Origin of the sequence: Proteiniborus sp. (assembly GCF_040308045.1) — a bacterium.
In the GTDB taxonomy this organism is placed as follows: domain Bacteria; phylum Bacillota; class Clostridia; order Tissierellales; family Proteiniboraceae; genus Proteiniborus.
This window is the reverse complement of sequence record NZ_JAWRHZ010000040.1, coordinates 22,359-41,000: the sequence shown is the minus strand read 5'-3', so window position 1 is coordinate 41,000 and position 18,642 is coordinate 22,359. Positions and strand designations below refer to the sequence as shown.

Sequence of the window (18,642 nt, the reverse complement as noted above, 5' to 3'; positions counted from 1 at the left end):
TAAAATTATTTCAATGCGTCTATAAAAGATTGTGGAACATAAGTTTTTCCATTATTTATTTCTGGAGCTTTTTCAAACTTTCCTAGGCTTTTGTTATATCCATAATCTTCTTTTCCTATACTCATTGTAAACGAACTATTTCCTTTCACTAAAAGAATGCTTCTATTTTCATTGTTCCATTTAACTTCATATTCCAAATGTTCTGCAATTATCCTAAGGGGTACCATTACAGTTTCTTCTTTTTTATAGCTGTCTGCCTTAATCATTTCAGCAATTTCAGTGTTTTCACCATTTTCCGTATCAATAACATCCTCATCTGGCTGTTTTTTAAGTACAATTATTTTACTTGGATTTGTCTGAGCTGGAATACTTCTAGTTGTAACTGTATAGAAAACTATTAAATCCTCATTATATAATTCTTCTTCTTTACATTTTTCCCCGAATTGATTTGTTATAACTGTTTCAGCAGAAATATTTAGTTTTAGAGAGTTATCTACACTTACTAATTCCTCATCAAAATTAGAATGCTTAATAAAATCTTTTTCCTCTTCATCTTTTACAATAACTAGTTCTGGACTAATCATAGGTGGATATATCAATAACATTATTGTGTCTTTGCTATAATATCCACTTAATTTCTGTCCTACTTTTAATTCAGAACTTTTTAGACTTTCTTTTGTTGACTGGTCTACTATCATAGTGTTATCAGATATATTAAATACTCCTACGATTTCACCTTCTTTGTCATTTGTCAACGAAACAGATACATAGCCTTCTTTAGGGTTAATTTCTTTAATAACACCCTCGAAATTTATATAATTTATCTTTTCTTCCCAAGAGTCGACTGAGGATATAATCCTGTTTTCAGAAATCAAAGAACTTTCTTCTATGATCAAAGGTTCTTGCCCCATTGATGCATAGATTGGCGAAATAGTTGATGTCATTGCTAAGGCTAATGATAATGTTCCCACAATTTTAGTTGATCTTTTCATTTGAATTCTCCCTTCTTTTCTGTAATTATTACTTACAATAATTTGACGGGATTATTCATCAAAAGTTCCGCACAATATATACTTTTTATATTTTTTAGAGATATTATGTTTTAATCTATTTCCGTAGCAAATTTCCTCCCAAACTCTATGCACCTAATTATTGCATCTTGGCTCGGATCCCACATTTCCCTAATTCCTTCATTTACTACCTCAAGTTTATATCTTTTAAGTTCTTCAGTTATTTGCTTTACAGCCTCTCCACTCCAACCATAACAGCCAAAAGCAGCATATTTTTTATTTCTAAGCTTTGAGCCTTTTATTAGCTCTAAAAGCCCTGCTATAGAAGGAAATATTCCATTATTCATAGTAGGTGAACCTATTAAAATCGCTTTAGATTTAAAAATCTCAGTTATTATATCAGTATTATCCATATCGCCTAAAAAGCAAAGCTTTATTTGCATATTAGGATTAATCTGCTTTATACCTTCTGCAATGTGTTGCGCCATTTTCCCAGTGCCACCACGCATAGTATCATATACTATAGTAATCTGCTCTTCTGTATAGTTATCTGACCACTGTGCATATTTGTCTATAATATACTCTGGTTTTTTTCTCCAAGTAACTCCATGACTAGGACATATAGTTTTTATGTCAAGATTTAAGCTTAATATTTCTTGAATCTTTTTCTTTACTATTGGGCTAAAGGGTGCAAAGATATTTACATAGACTTTCAACGCTCTTTGATATAGTTCTTCTTCGTCAACACAATCATCAAACAATAGACTTTCATCAACTGCATAGTTTTGTCCAAAAACATCTGTACTAAAAAGTATATTGTCCTTAGTCATATAAACGAACATACTGTCTGGCCAATGAAGCATTTTAGACTCATAGAAAACTAATTTTCTTTCTCCAATAACTAATTCGTCACCTGTTTTTACCTGAATAAAATTCCAATCCTTATGAAAATGTCCTTTCAAGGAACTAATAGCTGCTGCAGTGCAGTATATAGGGGTTTCTGGTATTTCTTCCATAATATCTGGCAATCCACCGCTATGATCTACTTCTCCATGAGTTATAACTATATAATCAATATCCTTTAGATTAATTTCCTTTTTTAGTTCAGAAACAAATTCTTTTCCTAAAGGTTTCCATACAGTATCTACTAGTACATTTTTTTCGTCTCTAATTAAAAAGGAATTATATGTAGTTCCTATTCTTGTAGATAGCTTTTTTCCAAGAACCTGTCCAAAATCCCAATGAATCTTTCCTATCCAAGTAACCACATCATTTATCTTGTAGCTCATAATCTTCCTCCTGTCAATTTCATTGCGTGTTTCTTTATTATATATTCATCATTTTTGTGTTATTTAAACATTGATATTATTATTCTATAACATATTGGACAATAACAAAAGCTGTAAACATCATAAAAAACAAGATAATCTACAGCTTTATCAATCTCACTTCTTTAAGTTATATTATTGCTCGTATTCAAGCAATAGCTAAGTATTCTATCTGTTATAATGATTAATCTAAGAAAACTATTTAGCTATCTTGTTCACTTTTATTTAATACATTCTTCTTCCAAACATGTACTCTATTTCTACCATATCTTTTTGATTTGTATAATGCTGTATCAGCGTAATCAATTAGCGTTTCAATTGTAGTTTCACTATTAGGAATAAGACTTATTACTCCTATGCTTACCGTGTTACAAATAACTCCAAAGGAAGATTCTTTCTCAATATTTAATTTTGCTATATCATCTAGAATATTCTCTGCTACTTCTTTTGCCTTTTTCTCACAAGTATCAGGAAGCAAAATAGAAAATTCATCTCCGCCATAACGACCAGAAAATCCTCCATATTCCTTAGCTCTGTTTTCTAGTACCATAGCTATTCTTCGTAGTGCAGCATCCCCAGCTAAATGCCCAAAAGCATCATTGTATTCTTTAAAGTAATCCACATCTATTAATAGTAAAGATATATATTTTTTTCCTAGATAACTTTTCTGAAGCTCTTCATTAAGTATTTCTAAAAATCCTCTGCGATTCAAAATTAATGTAAGATCGTCTGTACAAGATAGTATGCTTTTCTCATAGGCTTGCTTGTCTGACTTTCTAACTGAAAGCATTAAAAATATTGCTAATATACCTATGGCAATGTTAGAAACAACAAATCCAAGGATGATAAATAAGTATTTTCTTACAGAATAGATATAATTGTCAAGTAAAATATCTACTCCTATTAAGCCTATAACATTACCATTAGCATCATAATATGGTGCATATCCAGTAATGAAAGTTCCCCATCTGTCAGAACTAATTTTATAAACAGGTTGTCCACTTTCCAATACTTTTTTATATTCGCTACCTGCTACACTATACCTATCTTTGTCTCTATACCAATTCCCATCAGTGTCTTTCATTCTAGTTTCATAGCTTTCTACTGCGTCTAATAAGTAAATAACATCTAATGAAGTGCCTACAGGCGCATCAAATATTGTTTCTTCACCTTCTTCTACTTTGTATTTTATTTGTGATTCCTTTAGAGGAACTAAAAGATATATATATTTTATATCTGAATAATCCATTACAGCCCTAGCCTCTTCTTCAAATTCAACGTTAATAGGGTTTTTAAGTAATTGATTAAATTCTAAAGACAGTAATCTATTTAAATCATTTTCTTGTATATCAAACCTTTCAGCAATATCTATTGCCACAATCATTGCTTTATTTCCTAATTCATTCCTAACATCAAGCGTAAGTTTACGAAATGAATATGTAGATAATAAAAATAAGGATATTATCCACAAAACCATTAAAAAAACAAAATGTTTTTTATAGTATTTATTTATTTTTAAAGATAATAGTTTTGCCATTTTTGTCTTCCTCTCATTGAATCCAAATAAACTTATGATGCTTTATGTCAAAACTTAAAATGAATAGGTCTTTTTGTCTAGTCTTATTAAATAATTATAGGACTTATAGCTCATTTTTGCAATAGCAATCCAGTTTTATGCAAAATCTCATTAGAAGAAAAGTGCAAATATACCACTTCATAACCTTCTTTATAATATTTTTAAAAAGTAAACTAATCTATAAATAACAGCTTTATGGATGCATATACGTCTTGTAAACTTTGGATTATTTTGACTATCTTAAAATTTGTATAAAGAAACGACAAAAGAGTTTTCTTTTGTCGTTTCTTATTTCTCCCTTATTCTAGAACTACACCTGTTCCTGAGGCTGTGACCATGAGCATGTTTCCACCTTGACCTAGTACTTCATAGTCAATGTCAACTCCAACAACAGCATTACATCCTAATGACGCTGCTCTCTTTTCCAATTCTCTTAGCGCATCTTCTCTGGCTTTTATCAGCTCGCCTTCATATGATTGAGAACGTCCTCCAAAAAAGTTTGTAAGTCCTGCGGCAAAGTCTTTGATGAAATCTACTCCTGAAATTACCTCTCCGAAAATAACCCCTTTGTATTCTCTAATTTTTCTGCCTTCTACATTTGGTGTTGTAGTTATTATCATTCTATCCCCTCCTATTTTATTTTCATAATATAATATACTTATATCTTTTACTATAATTCACTTATATTGAGTTTAAATGTATATAACTCGAATACCTTTTTTATCTAAGTTATTTTAGGCTTATTGTGAAAAGTATTTTATGATATAATCTTTATATCTAAATTATTATGCTTATTAAGGTGGTTATTTTTGTGAAAACAATAGATTGTCTTGGCGATATGTGTCCTATTCCAATTTTAAAAACCAGAAAAGCCCTTAAATCTCTGAATTCTGGTGATACTGTAAAAGTTGTAACTGATCATAGCTGTGTTTTAGAATCTGTAATGAATAATTTCAAAAAATATGAAATAACATACGATGAAGTAATTAATGGTGTCTGGGAGATTTTCATTATAAAGCCTTAGCATAAATTTTTCTGTGCAATCTTCTTAAAGTATTCAATAAATTCATTAAGCACTTTATGTTCTTTTACTTCCTTGTCATATATTAAATACATATCATACTCTATAGAAAAATCTATAATATTTATTAGTTTCAATTGCTTATTGTATAACTCCTTTTTTATTGATGTATATGGCAAAAATCCAATACCAAATTCGTTTAATACTGATAATTTCACTGACTCTGCAGAATCACTATTGTATAAAATTTTTAAATCATCAATTTTTAACTTTGATTGTTTCATTTTATCTGCAATAGGGTTTATAACATGCATTTTATCATTTAATAGAATAAAAGGATATTCTATTAAACTCTTGAAATCGATTTCATCAGGCATTTTATAATTTGTTGAAGATACTAGAACAATCCTATCCATACCTATTTTATGGTATGATAGACTTTGGTTTTTGGGTTTACTATATATAACTCCAATATCGCAGATATTATTCAAAACGTTTTCTTCAATTGAATCTGATTCATTTGGATTAAGTTTGTAATTATGTCTTGGAAATTTCTTTTTAATTTTATACATGACACATGGTAAAGAATAAGTAGCAATCGACCAGCATGCCTCTATTTTTATGTTTCGGGCTTCTTCGTTGTCTAGCTGTAATTGCCCTATCATAGCTTCGTATGTTCTTACTATGTTATCAGCATATTTTAAAGCAATGATGCCTTTGTCTGTTAATTCAACACCTTTATTACTTCTATCTAATAATTTGCAGCCCAAAACTTCCTCCAGCTTTGAAATCTGCTGGCTTAATGCAGATTGAGATATGTGGGCACTTTTAGCTACTTTTGATATGCTTCCTATTGTGGCAACTTTATAAAAGTAATCCAGGTACTCAATATTCATTTTTAACTCAGCTCCTCTGTAAATGTAATACTAATTATATTATAATATTATTATTTGATAAATAACAGAAGTATATAATTTTTAAATACCGTATTCATTTACCCTAAATAAAAATTAGTAAGCATTTATGATATAATTAAACTATAAAATCTCATTAATTAAAACTTGAGGTGGTTTTATGAACAAAAATCTTAATGAAGTATCGAGTATTAAAAAGAAGCTTGCTTCTAGTAGAAATAATAAGCCAAAAAGTCAAATCCCTTTTGGTTTATTTATTATATTTTTGATTATTTTTTTTGGAATATTTCTAGGGTCTATTTCATCAACTCTTAGTTTTTTTTGGATAACTGGCATCGCATTTGGGTTTATTTTGCAAAAATCAAGATTTTGCTTTGTAGCTGCTATAAGAGATCCTTATCTAATTGGTGGTACATCCTTAACAAAGGCTATGCTCATAGCCTTTGCCATAACAAGCATAGGCTTTACTGCAATTAAATATGGAGCTTATATAAATAATCAAGCAATTCCAGGTCAAAGTTTTATTGCTCCAATAAGTATTGCAACTATAGTAGGAGGAATCCTCTTTGGCATTGGAATGGTTATAGCTGGTGGTTGTGCTTCTGGTATTCTTATGAGGACTGGGGAAGGCTTTCAAATGCAAATATTGACTCTATTTTTCTTCATTGTAGGCTCTCTTTGGGGAGCACACGACTTTGGATGGTGGCATAACACGTTTATTTCAAATTCAAAGAAAATTTTTCTACCAGATATATTTGGATGGTTTGGTGCTTTAGCAATACAGTTAATATTTATTGCCTTTATTTATATTATTGCTGATAAATGGGAATCAAAGAAAAGTCAAGATTATTAAAGAATATATAGGGAGGTATAAGCCTTGAGCTTGAACGATAATAAATATTATCTTAAATGGTTTAAGAATTCTTGGACATACGTCACTGGAGCAATTCTTCTATCATTATTTCAGATAGTCACTTTAGCCGTGACAGGTGAACCATGGAGAATTTCTTCTACATTAGTTAACTGGGGAGCATGGGTATATGAAGCTTTTGGAGGTGATGTATCAGGCTGGTTTTATTTCAATTCAGAAAACAGCCAAGCAACTCTTCAAGCAGGTTTTTTAAAAGACCCTAAATCCATTAGAAATCTTGGGATAATAGTTGGTGCATTTTTGGCATCACTAATGGCATCTCAGTTTAAATTTAGAAAAATAAAATCTAAAAAGCAAATAATAGCAGCTTGTCTTGGAGGGCTGTTAATGGGGTATGGTTCTAGGCTAGCTTCTGGTTGCAATATTGGAGCCTTATATAGTGGTATAGCTTCTCTTTCTTTAGCTGGATGGGTTTTTGGTTTTTTCATTTTTATAGGTGCTATTATTGGTAGTAAGATAATAGTTAAGTTTTTTTTATGATGTTATATTTATGTGCTCAAATAAAAAAGAATCCAAATTAAATCAAAAAATTGTTTTGGATTCCTTGTAGCTAAAAACATTGAATTTAACCTGATATGAGTTTCTCTATTGGCTAATTATATCTAATATTTCTTCTTTAATTCTCATGTACTCTTCTCCAACTTTTACACGACCATTTTTACTTCCAATAGCTGAATAAGTGAAACTAAGGCTGAACTCTTTTAAAATCTTACCAGGATTTTTAGACATAACTATAACCCTTGTCCCGAGAGATAATGCTTCATCTATATCATGGGTAATCATGAAAATTGTACTATTGGTTTTCTGCCAAATATTTCGAATTAGAGTCTGCATGTTCACCCTTGTAAGTGCATCTAAGGCGCCAAAAGGTTCATCCATCAGTATAACTTCTGGTTCATTAGCTAATGCCCGAGCCAGTGCAACTCTTTGCTTCATACCACCAGAAAGCTCAAATGTTGCCTTGTCACTATAGTCTATTAAATCCACTTGTTGTAAGAAATGATTTCCTATCTGTTTTATGTCATTTTTGGGAATCCCCCTCATTCTAGGACCATATTCAACATTCTTTCTTACGCTCATCCATGGATATAAGGTAGGTGATTGAAAGACAACTCCTCTATGCCAATCAGGCCCTATAATGGGTTCTCCTTGCATCAGACATGATCCAATAGTAGGTTTTAAATAGCCAGCTATTATTTTTAATAAGGTACTTTTACCACATCCAGAAGGTCCTAGAACGCACAAAAATTCTCCATTTTTTATTTGTAAATTTATGTTTTCAATAGCTGTAATTGGTCTTGAATTAGTTTCATAGGTCAATCCTACATTTTGAACGTCTATAATTATTTCTCCGTTTTTTTCTTTTCCCATACATTTTCCCTCCATGGTAAGGCAATGATATAATTTTTCCTCAATTCTTCTTTAGTTGTGTTCGTTTAGAATCTTTATTGCTTCTTCAATATAGCTAGGATTTAAAAACTCATTAAATTCTTCTTGTGTTGGAACTTTATTTATGAAATCTTGTTTTGCTAAGAAATCAGCTGTATCTTTCATAACTGTTGCAAATTTACCAACTGAATCACTAGTACCTAAATATTGTTCCTTTAATTGTTCTTCTGGTGTAAGCCATATAGAACCTTGCATCTGTTCTAGTGCATCCTCTGATTCAATTTGTAGCTCTTCTGCTACAATATTTGCTCCTTCGTCTGGATTATCTCTGTATATCGTTGCTCCTTCTGCTAAATAGGCAATAAGAGAAGCAACTAAATCAGGATATTGTTCTGCAAACTTTTTCCTAGCTAATTTCACATTTGCTGTTACATACCCTTGATTTGCCATATCTTCACTATTTAAAATTGTTTTCCCGTCCTTTAACAATTTCCCTAAAGAAGGCTGCCAAGTGTATGCTGCTTCAATATCTCCTCTTTCCCATGCTGCAACAATATCTGCTGTCTGCATATCTAAAAGTTCTACTTTATCTTCAATTCCTTCATTTTTAAGAGCATTTAATAAGCTATAATGAGATGTTGAAGCAAAAGGAGTAGCTATCTTTTTACCAGCCAGTTCTCCTATGCTATTAATACCAGAATTCTCTTTTACTGCTAAAGCTTCTATTTTTCCAAGAACTTCATGAATCCATATTAGCTCTACATCTAATCCTGTAGCTAAAGCCACTACTGCATTTGTATGTCCCATAGTTGCAAAATCAATACTTCCTGAAGCAAAAGCTTTGTTTGCTTCTACTCCTGAATCAAAGACAATGAAATTACATTTAATCCCTCTATCAGTAAAATATTCATCAAATATCTTTTGTGAAATAGCTATAGTTTCATCATTTGGTACTCTCAAAATACCGATATTTACTTGCTTAGGCAAAGATGAATTAGAGCTATTATCTTGACCAGATATATCCGAATTGTTGCTGCATCCAATTAGTGAAAATATTAATACAGAAATCACAATAATTGAAACCATAGTCTTCATAGACTTTGTCATTTTACAGTACCTCTCTTTCCTTAATATTTAAACATATCCTTTCCAATATACAAGTTTCTTTTCTAAAAATCTTAAGGCAATATCTATAAAAATACCTGTTATCCCCATAATAATAATGCCTACAAACATAACATCGCTTTTTAAATATCTAGATGCATCAATTACCATCCATCCAATTCCCGAAGTAGCAGCTACCATTTCAGAAGCTACCAAGGTAGTGTAAGCCACTCCTACTGCTGTCCTTAGTCCAGTGAAGATTTCAGGCATACTAGCAGGCAAGACTATATAAATAAATATTTTTTTATGACTCGCTCCTAATGACTCAGCACTTAATATATAATCCTGATTAATTTTTGTAACTGCTGACACGCATGCAATATATATAGGTGCGAAGGCTGCTAAAAATAATAATGTGATTTTTGATGTATCATCTATTCCAAACCACAAAATAAGTAAGGTATAATAAGCAAGCGGTGGAAGAGGACGATAAAATTGAATCACAGAGTCTACAATTGCCCTGACCTTATCAAAATATCCACTTAGCAATCCAAGAGGTATTGCGGTTATAATAGCAAAAAACGAAGCAATAAATAATCTTTTAAAACTTATTCCAAGATGTACTATCAGTGAAACACCGTTATAACCATCTTCTAATATATTTATAAAACTAATCCATACTTCATATGGTGATGGTACTAATACTGATTGGATCAAATTAAGCTTAGTCACAAAATACCAAACCCCTAAGATTACAATCCAAGTTCCAATGGTCAACTTTTTCCCAGTTTTTATTCTCTTCTTCTCTTTTTTCATCTTATTCCTCCTCTTTTTCTCATTATAGCTCATGAAAAAAAGATACTCACTTATGTGTAAATAAAAACCTTGTAAGTCTTATTCGGCCTACAAGGTTTTTATTAGTGACTAAACTAATCTACCTTATACAATAGTAAAATTAATTAAAGTTATACTCTGTTACTATTTTTTTTCTTCCTGATACTTGGTCATTGAAGTATTCATAGCAACATATGCCTAAATAAGAGCCTGAAATATTATATAGATTTTTGAATCCCATATGTTGTAGTGCCATGATTGCATTGTAACTTCTTTGACTTGAACGGCAGTGTAAGTACACAGGTACATCCTTTGGTATTTCTGTTGTTCTTTGTCTTATTTCGCTCAATGGGATATTTATAGCATTTAATAGATGTCCTGCGACATATTCATCTTTTTCTCTTACATCAATAATACAAGCATTACTTTCAACTAGTTCTCGTACTTTTGTAACTGGTACTTGTCTAAACTGTCCATTTAATATGTTTAATGCTACTAAAGCTGCATGGTTCACTGGATCCTTAGCAGTACTAAATGCTGGTGCATAGCATAGTTCTAATTCTTTTAAGTCTTCTAATGTTCCACCCATCATAATCAAAGCCGCAATTACATCTACTCTCTTAGAAGCATTACCTTTACCTATAGCTTGAGCTCCTAATATCTTCCCTGTTGGTACTTCATATATTAGCTTAAAGTGGAATTGACTATTTCCAGGCATAATTCCTACAATGTCTCCAGGAATAATATAAACAAAATCATACTGAATTCCAGCTTTTTGTGCAGCCTTTTCTGTTAATCCAGTAGAAGCGGCATTCATGTCAAATATTTTAACACATGATGAGCCAATAACACCTGTATTTCTATGTGGAATCCCATACATGTGGTCTGCCGCTGCCCTTGCTTGTCTTTGAGCTGGTCCAGCAAGTGCAAGTCTTGCTTTAGTGTGAGTCAGCTTATTATATACTTCAATAGCATCTCCTACTGCATAGATATCTTTGTCACTAGTTAAATAATTATGATCTACTTTAATTCCACCTGTTTCTCCGATTTCAAGTCCTGCTTCTCTTGCCAATGTAGTTTCTGGTCTTACTCCTATTGCCATTACTACTGCTTGTGCTTCTACTTTTTTACCTGAAGCAAGCTCGATATAGTCATCTCCGACTTTAGCGATTGCATCTCCTACAATTAGATTAACGCCCTTATCCATCATCTCTTTATGAAGTAATTGAACCATATCGTAATCAAATGGTGCCATAATTTGGTCTGCAGCTTCTACTAAAGTTACATTGAAATCTACATCTGATAATTGTAAGTTTTCAGCAACTTCTACTCCAATAAATCCTCCACCGATTACTGCAATATCTTTTACTTTGCCATTTCTCACATACCTATTTAATTTATCAATATCTACAACATTTCTTACAGTAAAAACATGTTCTTTATCATATCCATCAATTTTAGGAACAATAGGATTAGCTCCAGGAGATAACACTAATTTATCATACTCTTCTTCGTATTCTTTCCCTGTTTCTAAGTCTTTCACTGTAATAGTTTTTTTATCTCTATTAATTTTAATAACTTCATTATTAACTCTAGCTTCAATGTTGTATTGGCTCTTAAACTTTTCTGGACACATAAGCACTAAGTCTTGGCTATTTTCTATCATTCCACTCAAGTGGTTAGGTAAACAGCAGTTTGAAAATGATACGTGAGGCCCTTTTTCAAACATAATAATTTCTGCAGATTCATCTAATCTTCTTGCTCTCGCAGCAGTAGAAGCTCCTCCTGCTACTCCTCCAACAACTAGGATTCTTTTGCTCATAATCTTTTCCTCCCTTTATTATTTTAATTTAGTTATATTTTAAATTTATAGTATTTCCTAGTAGACCTATATAATTGCTTATTTTATAAACTACAGTGTTGTGCTTGCCTTCTTGTGTCTATTTGGAGGTATTATATTTATCTTTCCTTCAAATAGTTTCAGAGCTACAATTCCCCCTAATGAAAGTGCAATTAGAAAACCCCATCCAGATAATGAAAAGCTACTAATTGCAGAGTAAAGTGCTCCGAGATTACATCCACCTGCTAGTCTTGAACCAAAACCCATAAACGCTCCACCAAGAGCATAGAATATAGTATCCTTTAATCTGAAATCAAAGTTAAATCTAAATTTTCCTGCTAAAAGTAAGCATATAGCCGCTCCAATCACAATACCTATATTTCTCAGCGTTCCCCCATCATTTAATAGTCCTGCATTTACATCTTTAACAATACTTGCAAAAGCTGGTGAGGTGATTTCTATGCCAAGGCCTTGTATTAGTCCAACTGCCCACTTAGTAAATGTAGATGTAACTCCCCAGTTTTTCCCTGTTGTATTCAATACAAAAATAAAACCTATCGATAATAACATTCCACCTTTAAAGAAACTCCATCTTTCGATAAAGAACTTATGATATGTTTTGTAACTAAATAATTTGAAGTCTTCATCTTCAGGTAGCGGTAATTCATTCGGCTCAAACACGGTTTCTTCATAAAACCCTTCTTTTTTTCTAAGATCTTCATACTTCCTAGTTATTACATATAGTACTAATAGCAACGCAAAAGAAATAATGAGAGTTCCTATAAATCCAAATACATCTGGCAAATATACTTGTGCACCAATCTTTCCAATTGCCGAATCTGCAATTGTATGTCTTAAAGCATGACCTGGTATAGTAAATAAAACAAAGAATGGAAGAGCTATTGCAGAACGAATTTCTCCTTCACCTAAGTCGCTAAGTGTACCTGAAGCACATCCTCCAGCAAGTATCATCCCAACACCGAAGAAAAATCCTCCAAGTATTGTAGATATATTAAGAATCTGCACAGAAGCACTCCCAGGAATAACCAAATCCGAAGTAGCTGCTCTAAATTGTGGTACTGCTCCTTTAGCTACAGCTGCCCATTGTATTCCTGCTGATGCAACCATAGTAACAGCAAACATAATTAAAAGTGCCTTAGTAAGACTTCCTTCTCCTGTAACATAAATTCTCTTTATTCCTCCAGCAAAACCAAATCTAGAACGAGTAAGTATGTATCCCAAAACTACTCCCGTAATAAGATAAAGACCTAATTTGCTACTAGTTCCACTTAAAAGTTTCCCCAAAATTGCTATAAGAATAATTATAAATAAAGCAATAATTAATTGATTTTTGTTGATTTTTCCTGTAGTTTGCACACTAATCCCCCTTCATTGTGTTTTTTTTAACATTTTTCTTTATGTTTATTATATAACAAACAACCTTTCTTTTATGATTACCTTTACTTATATTGCATTAGATATTTTGATAGTTCATTAGTCTTATACAAACAAAGTAAATACAAGAGAAGATAAACTATGATTTTAAAAGTTGCTACTACATAATCAATAAAAGTACAATTCAGTGCAAATATAGTTAAGCTTTTGACAAATAAATGTTTCTAAAAAAAGTCATGAATCTAATATGGGTTGATACCCTATTAGATCCATGACTTTTTATATGCTTTATGAAGTTCTCCAGTCGAACCTAAAGAGGCGTTCTCCACCGCTACCATCGATTAAATGAACTCTGGTCGTTCCTTCAAAGTCATCGATAGTGACTGTTAGCGTTAAGCGATTCCCTGTGCGATAGTAAGTTTATGTGATTCGACGATTCGACGGCAATTTCCCAGGAAATATGAAGTCTACTCTACAGTTACACTTTTTGCTAGATTTTTTGGCTTATCTATGTCACATCCTCTTTTATACGCTACATAATATGACAGTAGCTGTAATGGAACTATACTTAATACCGAAGAAATTTCTTCTATGACTTCTGGAATGTAGATTACTTTGTCAGCCGACTTCTCTATTTCCGTTTTTCCTTCTTTTGCTACTGCTACAACATATGCGCCTCTTGCTTTTACCTCTTTTATATTGCTTAACATTTTATCGTATAATTTATCTTGTGTTACTAATGCTATTACTGGAGTATCTTTTTCTATCAATGCCAGTGTACCATGTTTAAGCTCTCCTGCTGCTATGGCTTCAGAGTGAATATAAGAAATTTCTTTTAGCTTAAGTGAGCCTTCTCTAGACACATCATAATCAATTCCTCTGCCTATATAAAATAGACTTTCTGAATTATATATTTTATCTGCTATGTTTTTTATGCTTTCTACATTAGATAATATTTTTTGAACTTTTTCTGGAAGTTGTTTTAATTCGTCAATTATCATGTTGCCTTTTTCATTAGTTATATTTTTACTCTTTTTAGCCATTTCCAAAGCAATAAGAGTTAATGCTACTATCTGAGTAGTATATGCTTTTGTAGATGCTACTGCAATCTCTGGACCAGCCCATGTATATAACACATCATCTGATTCCCTAGAAATAGAACTACCTACTACATTAGTTACAGATAAAACTCTAGCTCCTTTTTCTTTAGCTAATCTTAAGGCTGCTAATGTATCAGCTGTCTCTCCTGATTGACTTACTACAATTACAAGGGTATCTTCATCTATAAATGGTTCGCTGTATCTAAACTCTGATGCTACATCTACTATAGTTGGAATCTTAACATGTTTTTCAATCATGTCTTTCCCAATAAGTCCTGCATGATAAGCTGTTCCACAGGCAACTATATAAATTCTTTTTATATTCTTTATATATTCCTCTGATATGTTAATAGAGTCTAGATTAATCTCTCCATTTTTATTTATTCTTGGTAACAATGTATCTTTAATAGCCTTAGGTTGTTCATAGATTTCTTTTAACATAAAATGCTCATATCCGACTTTTTCGGCAGCTTCTACATCCCATGTAACATTATATACATCCTTAGCTACTGGAGTACCATCTGTTTTCATTAAGCTTATACTGTCTTTTTTTACTATGGCCATTTCTCCATTTTCTAATATATACACTTTTCTTGTATAATTTAACACAGCAGGTATGTCTGAAGCTATGAAGTTTTCATTTTCTCCTATGCCAACTATTAGTGGGCTATCTTTCTTTACTGCAATAAGCATATCAGGATTATCTGAATGGATTATTCCTAGTGCATATGCACCTTCGATTTTATTTGTTACTCTCTGCACTGTATCTACAATATCACCGTTATAATAATAGTCTAATAAATGTACTATTACCTCTGTATCTGTCTCAGATATGAAGTTATATCCCAGATTCTGAAGTTCTTCCTTTATCTCTAAATAATTCTCAATTATTCCATTGTGAACTACAGCTATTTTATTATCTTTACTTTTATGAGGATGAGAATTTATATCAGATGGCTCTCCATGTGTAGCCCACCTAGTATGTCCTATTCCCACACTACCTTTTACTGGTTTTTCTTCTATGTTTTCTTTTAATACAGATAATCTTCCTTTAAATTTCCTTACTTGAAGCATTCCTTGGTTTAATATTGCTACTCCTGCTGAATCATAGCCTCTGTATTCAAGTTTTTCTAACCCAGCGATTAATATTTGCGAAGCTTCGTTAATTCCTATATATCCAACAATTCCACACATTTTTATCACTCTTTTCTATAAGTCTTAATATTATTATTAACATTTTCAATGTAAAATTCTAACTTTTTTATAAAAACTCATTTTTGGGCACAACAAAATATGCTCATTTATTAATGAACTAAAACCTACTTAGTTATTTTTGTCCCTATAATTGCTTATAGGTTTTGTACAACCGTTGACGGTGGTAGTAACACCGCATGGCACCCGCCGAAAACCTCGATAAACCATGACCTCGTCAACTCAATACATTGAGTTCTGGCGCTTAGTATTCAGTTGTAATTTCTAATTTTATAGCATCACCTCCTTAAAATAATTGAGAATTAAGAATTAAAGGCCTAAGATTAAAATCCTAAAATTAAAAACTGAGTTTTATAGGGAGGTTAATCTCCCTATTTTACTCAAACAACTTTACTCATTATATTTCCAATCCTTACTTAAGCCTTTCTTCTATAAGTTGAGCTAGGTTTTGTGCCATCTCTGTTATCTCTTCCTGGTTCTTTCCTTCTATCATAACACGTACTAATGGCTCTGTTCCTGAAGGTCTTATAAGTACTCTACCCTCTCCATGAAATTTTTCTTCTAGCTTTCTGATTTCTTCTTTCACTACTTCATCTTCCATATATGCATTTTTATTCTTATTACTTACTTGTGCATTTATAAGTACTTGTGGTAATGAAGTCATAGAACTTGCTAGTTCTGATAGCTTTTTGCCTGTCTCTTTCATAACAGATATAAGCTGTAAGGCAGTTAGTAATCCATCTCCTGTAGTATTATGATCTAAAAAGATAATATGGCCTGATTGTTCACCACCTAGAGAATATCCACTGTTTAGCATCTCTTCAATAACGTATCTATCTCCTACCTTAGTTTTCACTAAACCTATGCCTTCTTTTTTTAGACAAATATCTAGTCCCATATTACTCATAACTGTAGCCGCTATAGTGTCTTTTTTTAACTTCCCTTTTTTCTTTAAATGGATACCACAAATAGCCATGACATGATCTCCATCAACAATATTACCTTTCTCATCAACTGCTATTAATCTGTCTGCATCTCCATCAAAAGATATTCCTATATCTGCGCCTGTATTTAGAACAAGTTTTTGTACTTCTTCAGGCTTGGTAGAACCACAATTCACATTTATATTTATACCATTTGGTTTATTGTGTATTACCTCTATGTCTGCCCCCAAGTCTTCTATAAGTTTTGGAGCAGCTTTATAAACAGCACCATTTCCACAGTCCATAGCTACTTTTAATCCTTTAAAATCTACACTAATGCTTTTCCTTAAATAATTGGTATACTCTTCTACTCCGTTGTCAATTATTGTTCTTCTACCAACTTCTTCGCCTATAGGATTTAATGGTACTTCTATGCTATCTAATATATAGCTTTCTATTTCTTCTTCTATTTTGTCATTTAATTTGTAGCCAGTACTACCAAAAAACTTAATTCCATTATATTCTACTGGATTATGGGAAGCAGATATGACAACTCCTGCTTCTGCGTTAAATGCTCTTGTCAAATAAGCTACTGCTGGTGTAGGTACTATACCTACTGACAAAACGTCTGCACCAACTGAGCATATTCCTGCTACTAAAGCCGCTTCTAGCATGTCGCCTGAAATTCTCGTATCCATTCCTACGACTATTTTTACATCCTTTTTATCTTTTGTTAATACATAGGCTCCAGCTCTTCCTATTTTATATGCAAGGTCACAAGTCAATTCCTTATTTGCAACTCCCCTTACTCCATCGGTCCCAAAAAGTCTTCCCATAAAATAATCCTCCCTATATAAAATTGTTACATTTTTAATAATAACACAACTACGCTCTATCTACAAACAAAAAATGTAAGTTTTAAGTTGTCCTAAGCCCTAGTACTTAAATGAAATACTAGCGAACATTTGCAGGTAGTGTGTATTTCATTTAAGTTCTGCAATATCTGAATATGACTTAATCCCATGTAAATAGCTTGCACTTTTTACTGCATTAATAACAGCCTGTTCCATGACTCTAGCTGATAAAAAACCTACAGTACTAATATCTGCTTGTACATTTCCAGTTGATAATGCAAATATTGTATCTCCATCGAAAATAGAATGTGCTGGTCTCATGGTTCTAGCATATCCGTTGTGAGCCATAGAAGCTATTTTATTTATTTCAGATTTAGTAAATTCTCCATTAGTTGCTACAACTCCAATTGTAGTGTTTCCACTAAAGAGATTTTTCTTGTTATCATAGTTTGCCGTCATCATATTCTCTGTACCAACAAATGTATGTAAATCTTCATTTAATAACCCAGCTAAGATTTCTCCTGTAGATGGATTTATTACATCACCTAGACAGTTTACAGCCACTATAGCTCCTACTTTTAAATTTCCTACTTGTATGGCATAACTACCTAATCCACCTTTCATAGCCCTTTGAAGCCCCAATAATTTGCCTACTGTGGCACCTGTTCCTGCTCCTATGTTTCCATTTGGGCATTCTGTATTTGTAGCATTCATACAAGCATTATATCCCATTTCCAAATCTGGTCTTACTTTATGGTCTCCAACAAATAGATCAAATAGTACAGCTGAACACACAATTGGAACTTTTGTCACTTGAACATCAAAACCTATATTTCTTTCTTCTAAATATTTCATAGCACCAGATGCAGCATCTAAGCCAAAAGCACTTCCTCCTGAAAGCATTACAGCATGTATTTGCTGAACCATATTAACAGGATTTAAGAGGTCTGTTTCCCTAGTGCCTGGTGAACCTCCTCTTACGTCTACACCTGCTGTAGCACCTTTTTCACATATTACCACAGTGCATCCTGTAGCAGCTTCTAGATTCTGTGAATGTCCAACTTTCACTCCATCTATGTCTGTAAATTTAATTTCTTTCATTATTTTCACCTCTTTTATTTACTAAATAATTAATTCTATATAAATAGAAAAAAGCCTCCAATTTACATACTGCATATAAATAAAAATCATGGATAAGTCAGTAAAAAACT

Annotated in this window: 14 protein-coding genes and 1 pseudogene; 2 read left to right on the top strand and 13 right to left on the bottom strand. The window is 32.3% G+C overall.

Features of this window, described 5'->3' with window-relative positions; genetic code table 11:
• Positions 1-5: 5 nt before the first annotated feature.
• The 4 genes from ABV008_RS07965 to ABV008_RS07950 all read right to left on the bottom strand — a co-directional run bounded on the left by ABV008_RS07965 (position 6) and on the right by ABV008_RS07950 (position 4,534).
• Entirely contained in the window at positions 6-992 is a 987-nt protein-coding gene (locus ABV008_RS07965) for a copper amine oxidase N-terminal domain-containing protein (RefSeq protein WP_352419292.1), read from the bottom strand.
• Between the two features lie 110 nt (positions 993-1,102).
• A complete protein-coding gene (locus ABV008_RS07960; protein WP_352419291.1) occupies positions 1,103-2,299 on the bottom strand; it encodes an MBL fold metallo-hydrolase in 1,197 nt (398 codons plus the stop codon).
• A gap of 241 nt (positions 2,300-2,540) precedes the next feature.
• Entirely contained in the window at positions 2,541-3,875 is a 1,335-nt protein-coding gene (locus tag ABV008_RS07955; protein WP_352419290.1) for a diguanylate cyclase, read from the bottom strand.
• A 338-nt stretch (positions 3,876-4,213) separates the two neighbouring features.
• On the bottom strand, positions 4,214-4,534 hold the full coding sequence (locus ABV008_RS07950; RefSeq protein WP_352419289.1) for a putative heavy metal-binding protein: 321 nt from the start codon (positions 4,532-4,534) through the stop codon (positions 4,214-4,216).
• Positions 4,535-4,725: 191 nt separating this feature from the next.
• Here ABV008_RS07950 and ABV008_RS07945 point away from each other — a divergent pair, with 191 nt between their 5' ends.
• Positions 4,726-4,938, top strand: a complete 213-nt coding sequence (locus tag ABV008_RS07945) for a sulfurtransferase TusA family protein (RefSeq protein WP_352419288.1) — start codon at positions 4,726-4,728, stop codon at positions 4,936-4,938.
• Here the strand turns inward: ABV008_RS07945 and ABV008_RS07940 are convergent.
• Positions 4,935-5,831 (bottom strand): LysR family transcriptional regulator, encoded by an 897-nt coding sequence (locus ABV008_RS07940; protein ID WP_352419287.1) that lies wholly within the window; start codon positions 5,829-5,831, stop codon positions 4,935-4,937. The two genes, ABV008_RS07945 and ABV008_RS07940, sit on opposite strands and share 4 nt — an antisense overlap.
• A gap of 178 nt (positions 5,832-6,009) precedes the next feature.
• On the opposite strand from ABV008_RS07940, the pseudogene ABV008_RS07935 reads away from it, so the two are divergent.
• Positions 6,010-7,260 (top strand): annotated as a pseudogene (locus tag ABV008_RS07935) (YeeE/YedE family protein).
• A gap of 105 nt (positions 7,261-7,365) precedes the next feature.
• Here the strand turns inward: ABV008_RS07935 and ABV008_RS07930 are convergent.
• The 8 genes from ABV008_RS07930 to ABV008_RS07895 form a co-directional block, all read right to left on the bottom strand.
• On the bottom strand, positions 7,366-8,151 hold the full coding sequence (locus ABV008_RS07930) for an ABC transporter ATP-binding protein (protein WP_352419286.1): 786 nt from the start codon (positions 8,149-8,151) through the stop codon (positions 7,366-7,368).
• Between the two features lie 51 nt (positions 8,152-8,202).
• Positions 8,203-9,276: a taurine ABC transporter substrate-binding protein gene (locus ABV008_RS07925; protein ID WP_352419285.1), complete on the bottom strand. Its 1,074-nt coding sequence runs from the start codon at positions 9,274-9,276 to the stop codon at positions 8,203-8,205.
• Between the two features lie 27 nt (positions 9,277-9,303).
• Positions 9,304-10,089: an ABC transporter permease gene (locus ABV008_RS07920; protein WP_352419284.1), complete on the bottom strand. Its 786-nt coding sequence runs from the start codon at positions 10,087-10,089 to the stop codon at positions 9,304-9,306.
• 139 nt (positions 10,090-10,228) lie between these two features.
• Positions 10,229-11,929, bottom strand: a complete 1,701-nt coding sequence (locus tag ABV008_RS07915) for an FAD-dependent oxidoreductase (protein ID WP_352419283.1) — start codon at positions 11,927-11,929, stop codon at positions 10,229-10,231.
• Between the two features lie 90 nt (positions 11,930-12,019).
• Positions 12,020-13,324 (bottom strand): YeeE/YedE family protein, encoded by a 1,305-nt coding sequence (locus ABV008_RS07910; RefSeq protein WP_352419282.1) that lies wholly within the window; start codon positions 13,322-13,324, stop codon positions 12,020-12,022.
• Positions 13,325-13,809: 485 nt separating this feature from the next.
• A complete protein-coding gene (gene glmS, locus ABV008_RS07905) occupies positions 13,810-15,636 on the bottom strand; it encodes a glutamine--fructose-6-phosphate transaminase (isomerizing) (protein ID WP_352419281.1) in 1,827 nt (608 codons plus the stop codon).
• Between the two features lie 430 nt (positions 15,637-16,066).
• Positions 16,067-17,413, bottom strand: coding sequence for a phosphoglucosamine mutase (gene glmM / locus ABV008_RS07900; RefSeq protein WP_352419280.1), 1,347 nt, complete (start codon positions 17,411-17,413; stop codon positions 16,067-16,069).
• Positions 17,414-17,560: 147 nt separating this feature from the next.
• On the bottom strand, positions 17,561-18,532 hold the full coding sequence (locus ABV008_RS07895; RefSeq protein ID WP_352419279.1) for a P1 family peptidase: 972 nt from the start codon (positions 18,530-18,532) through the stop codon (positions 17,561-17,563).
• Positions 18,533-18,642: the final 110 nt, after the last annotated feature.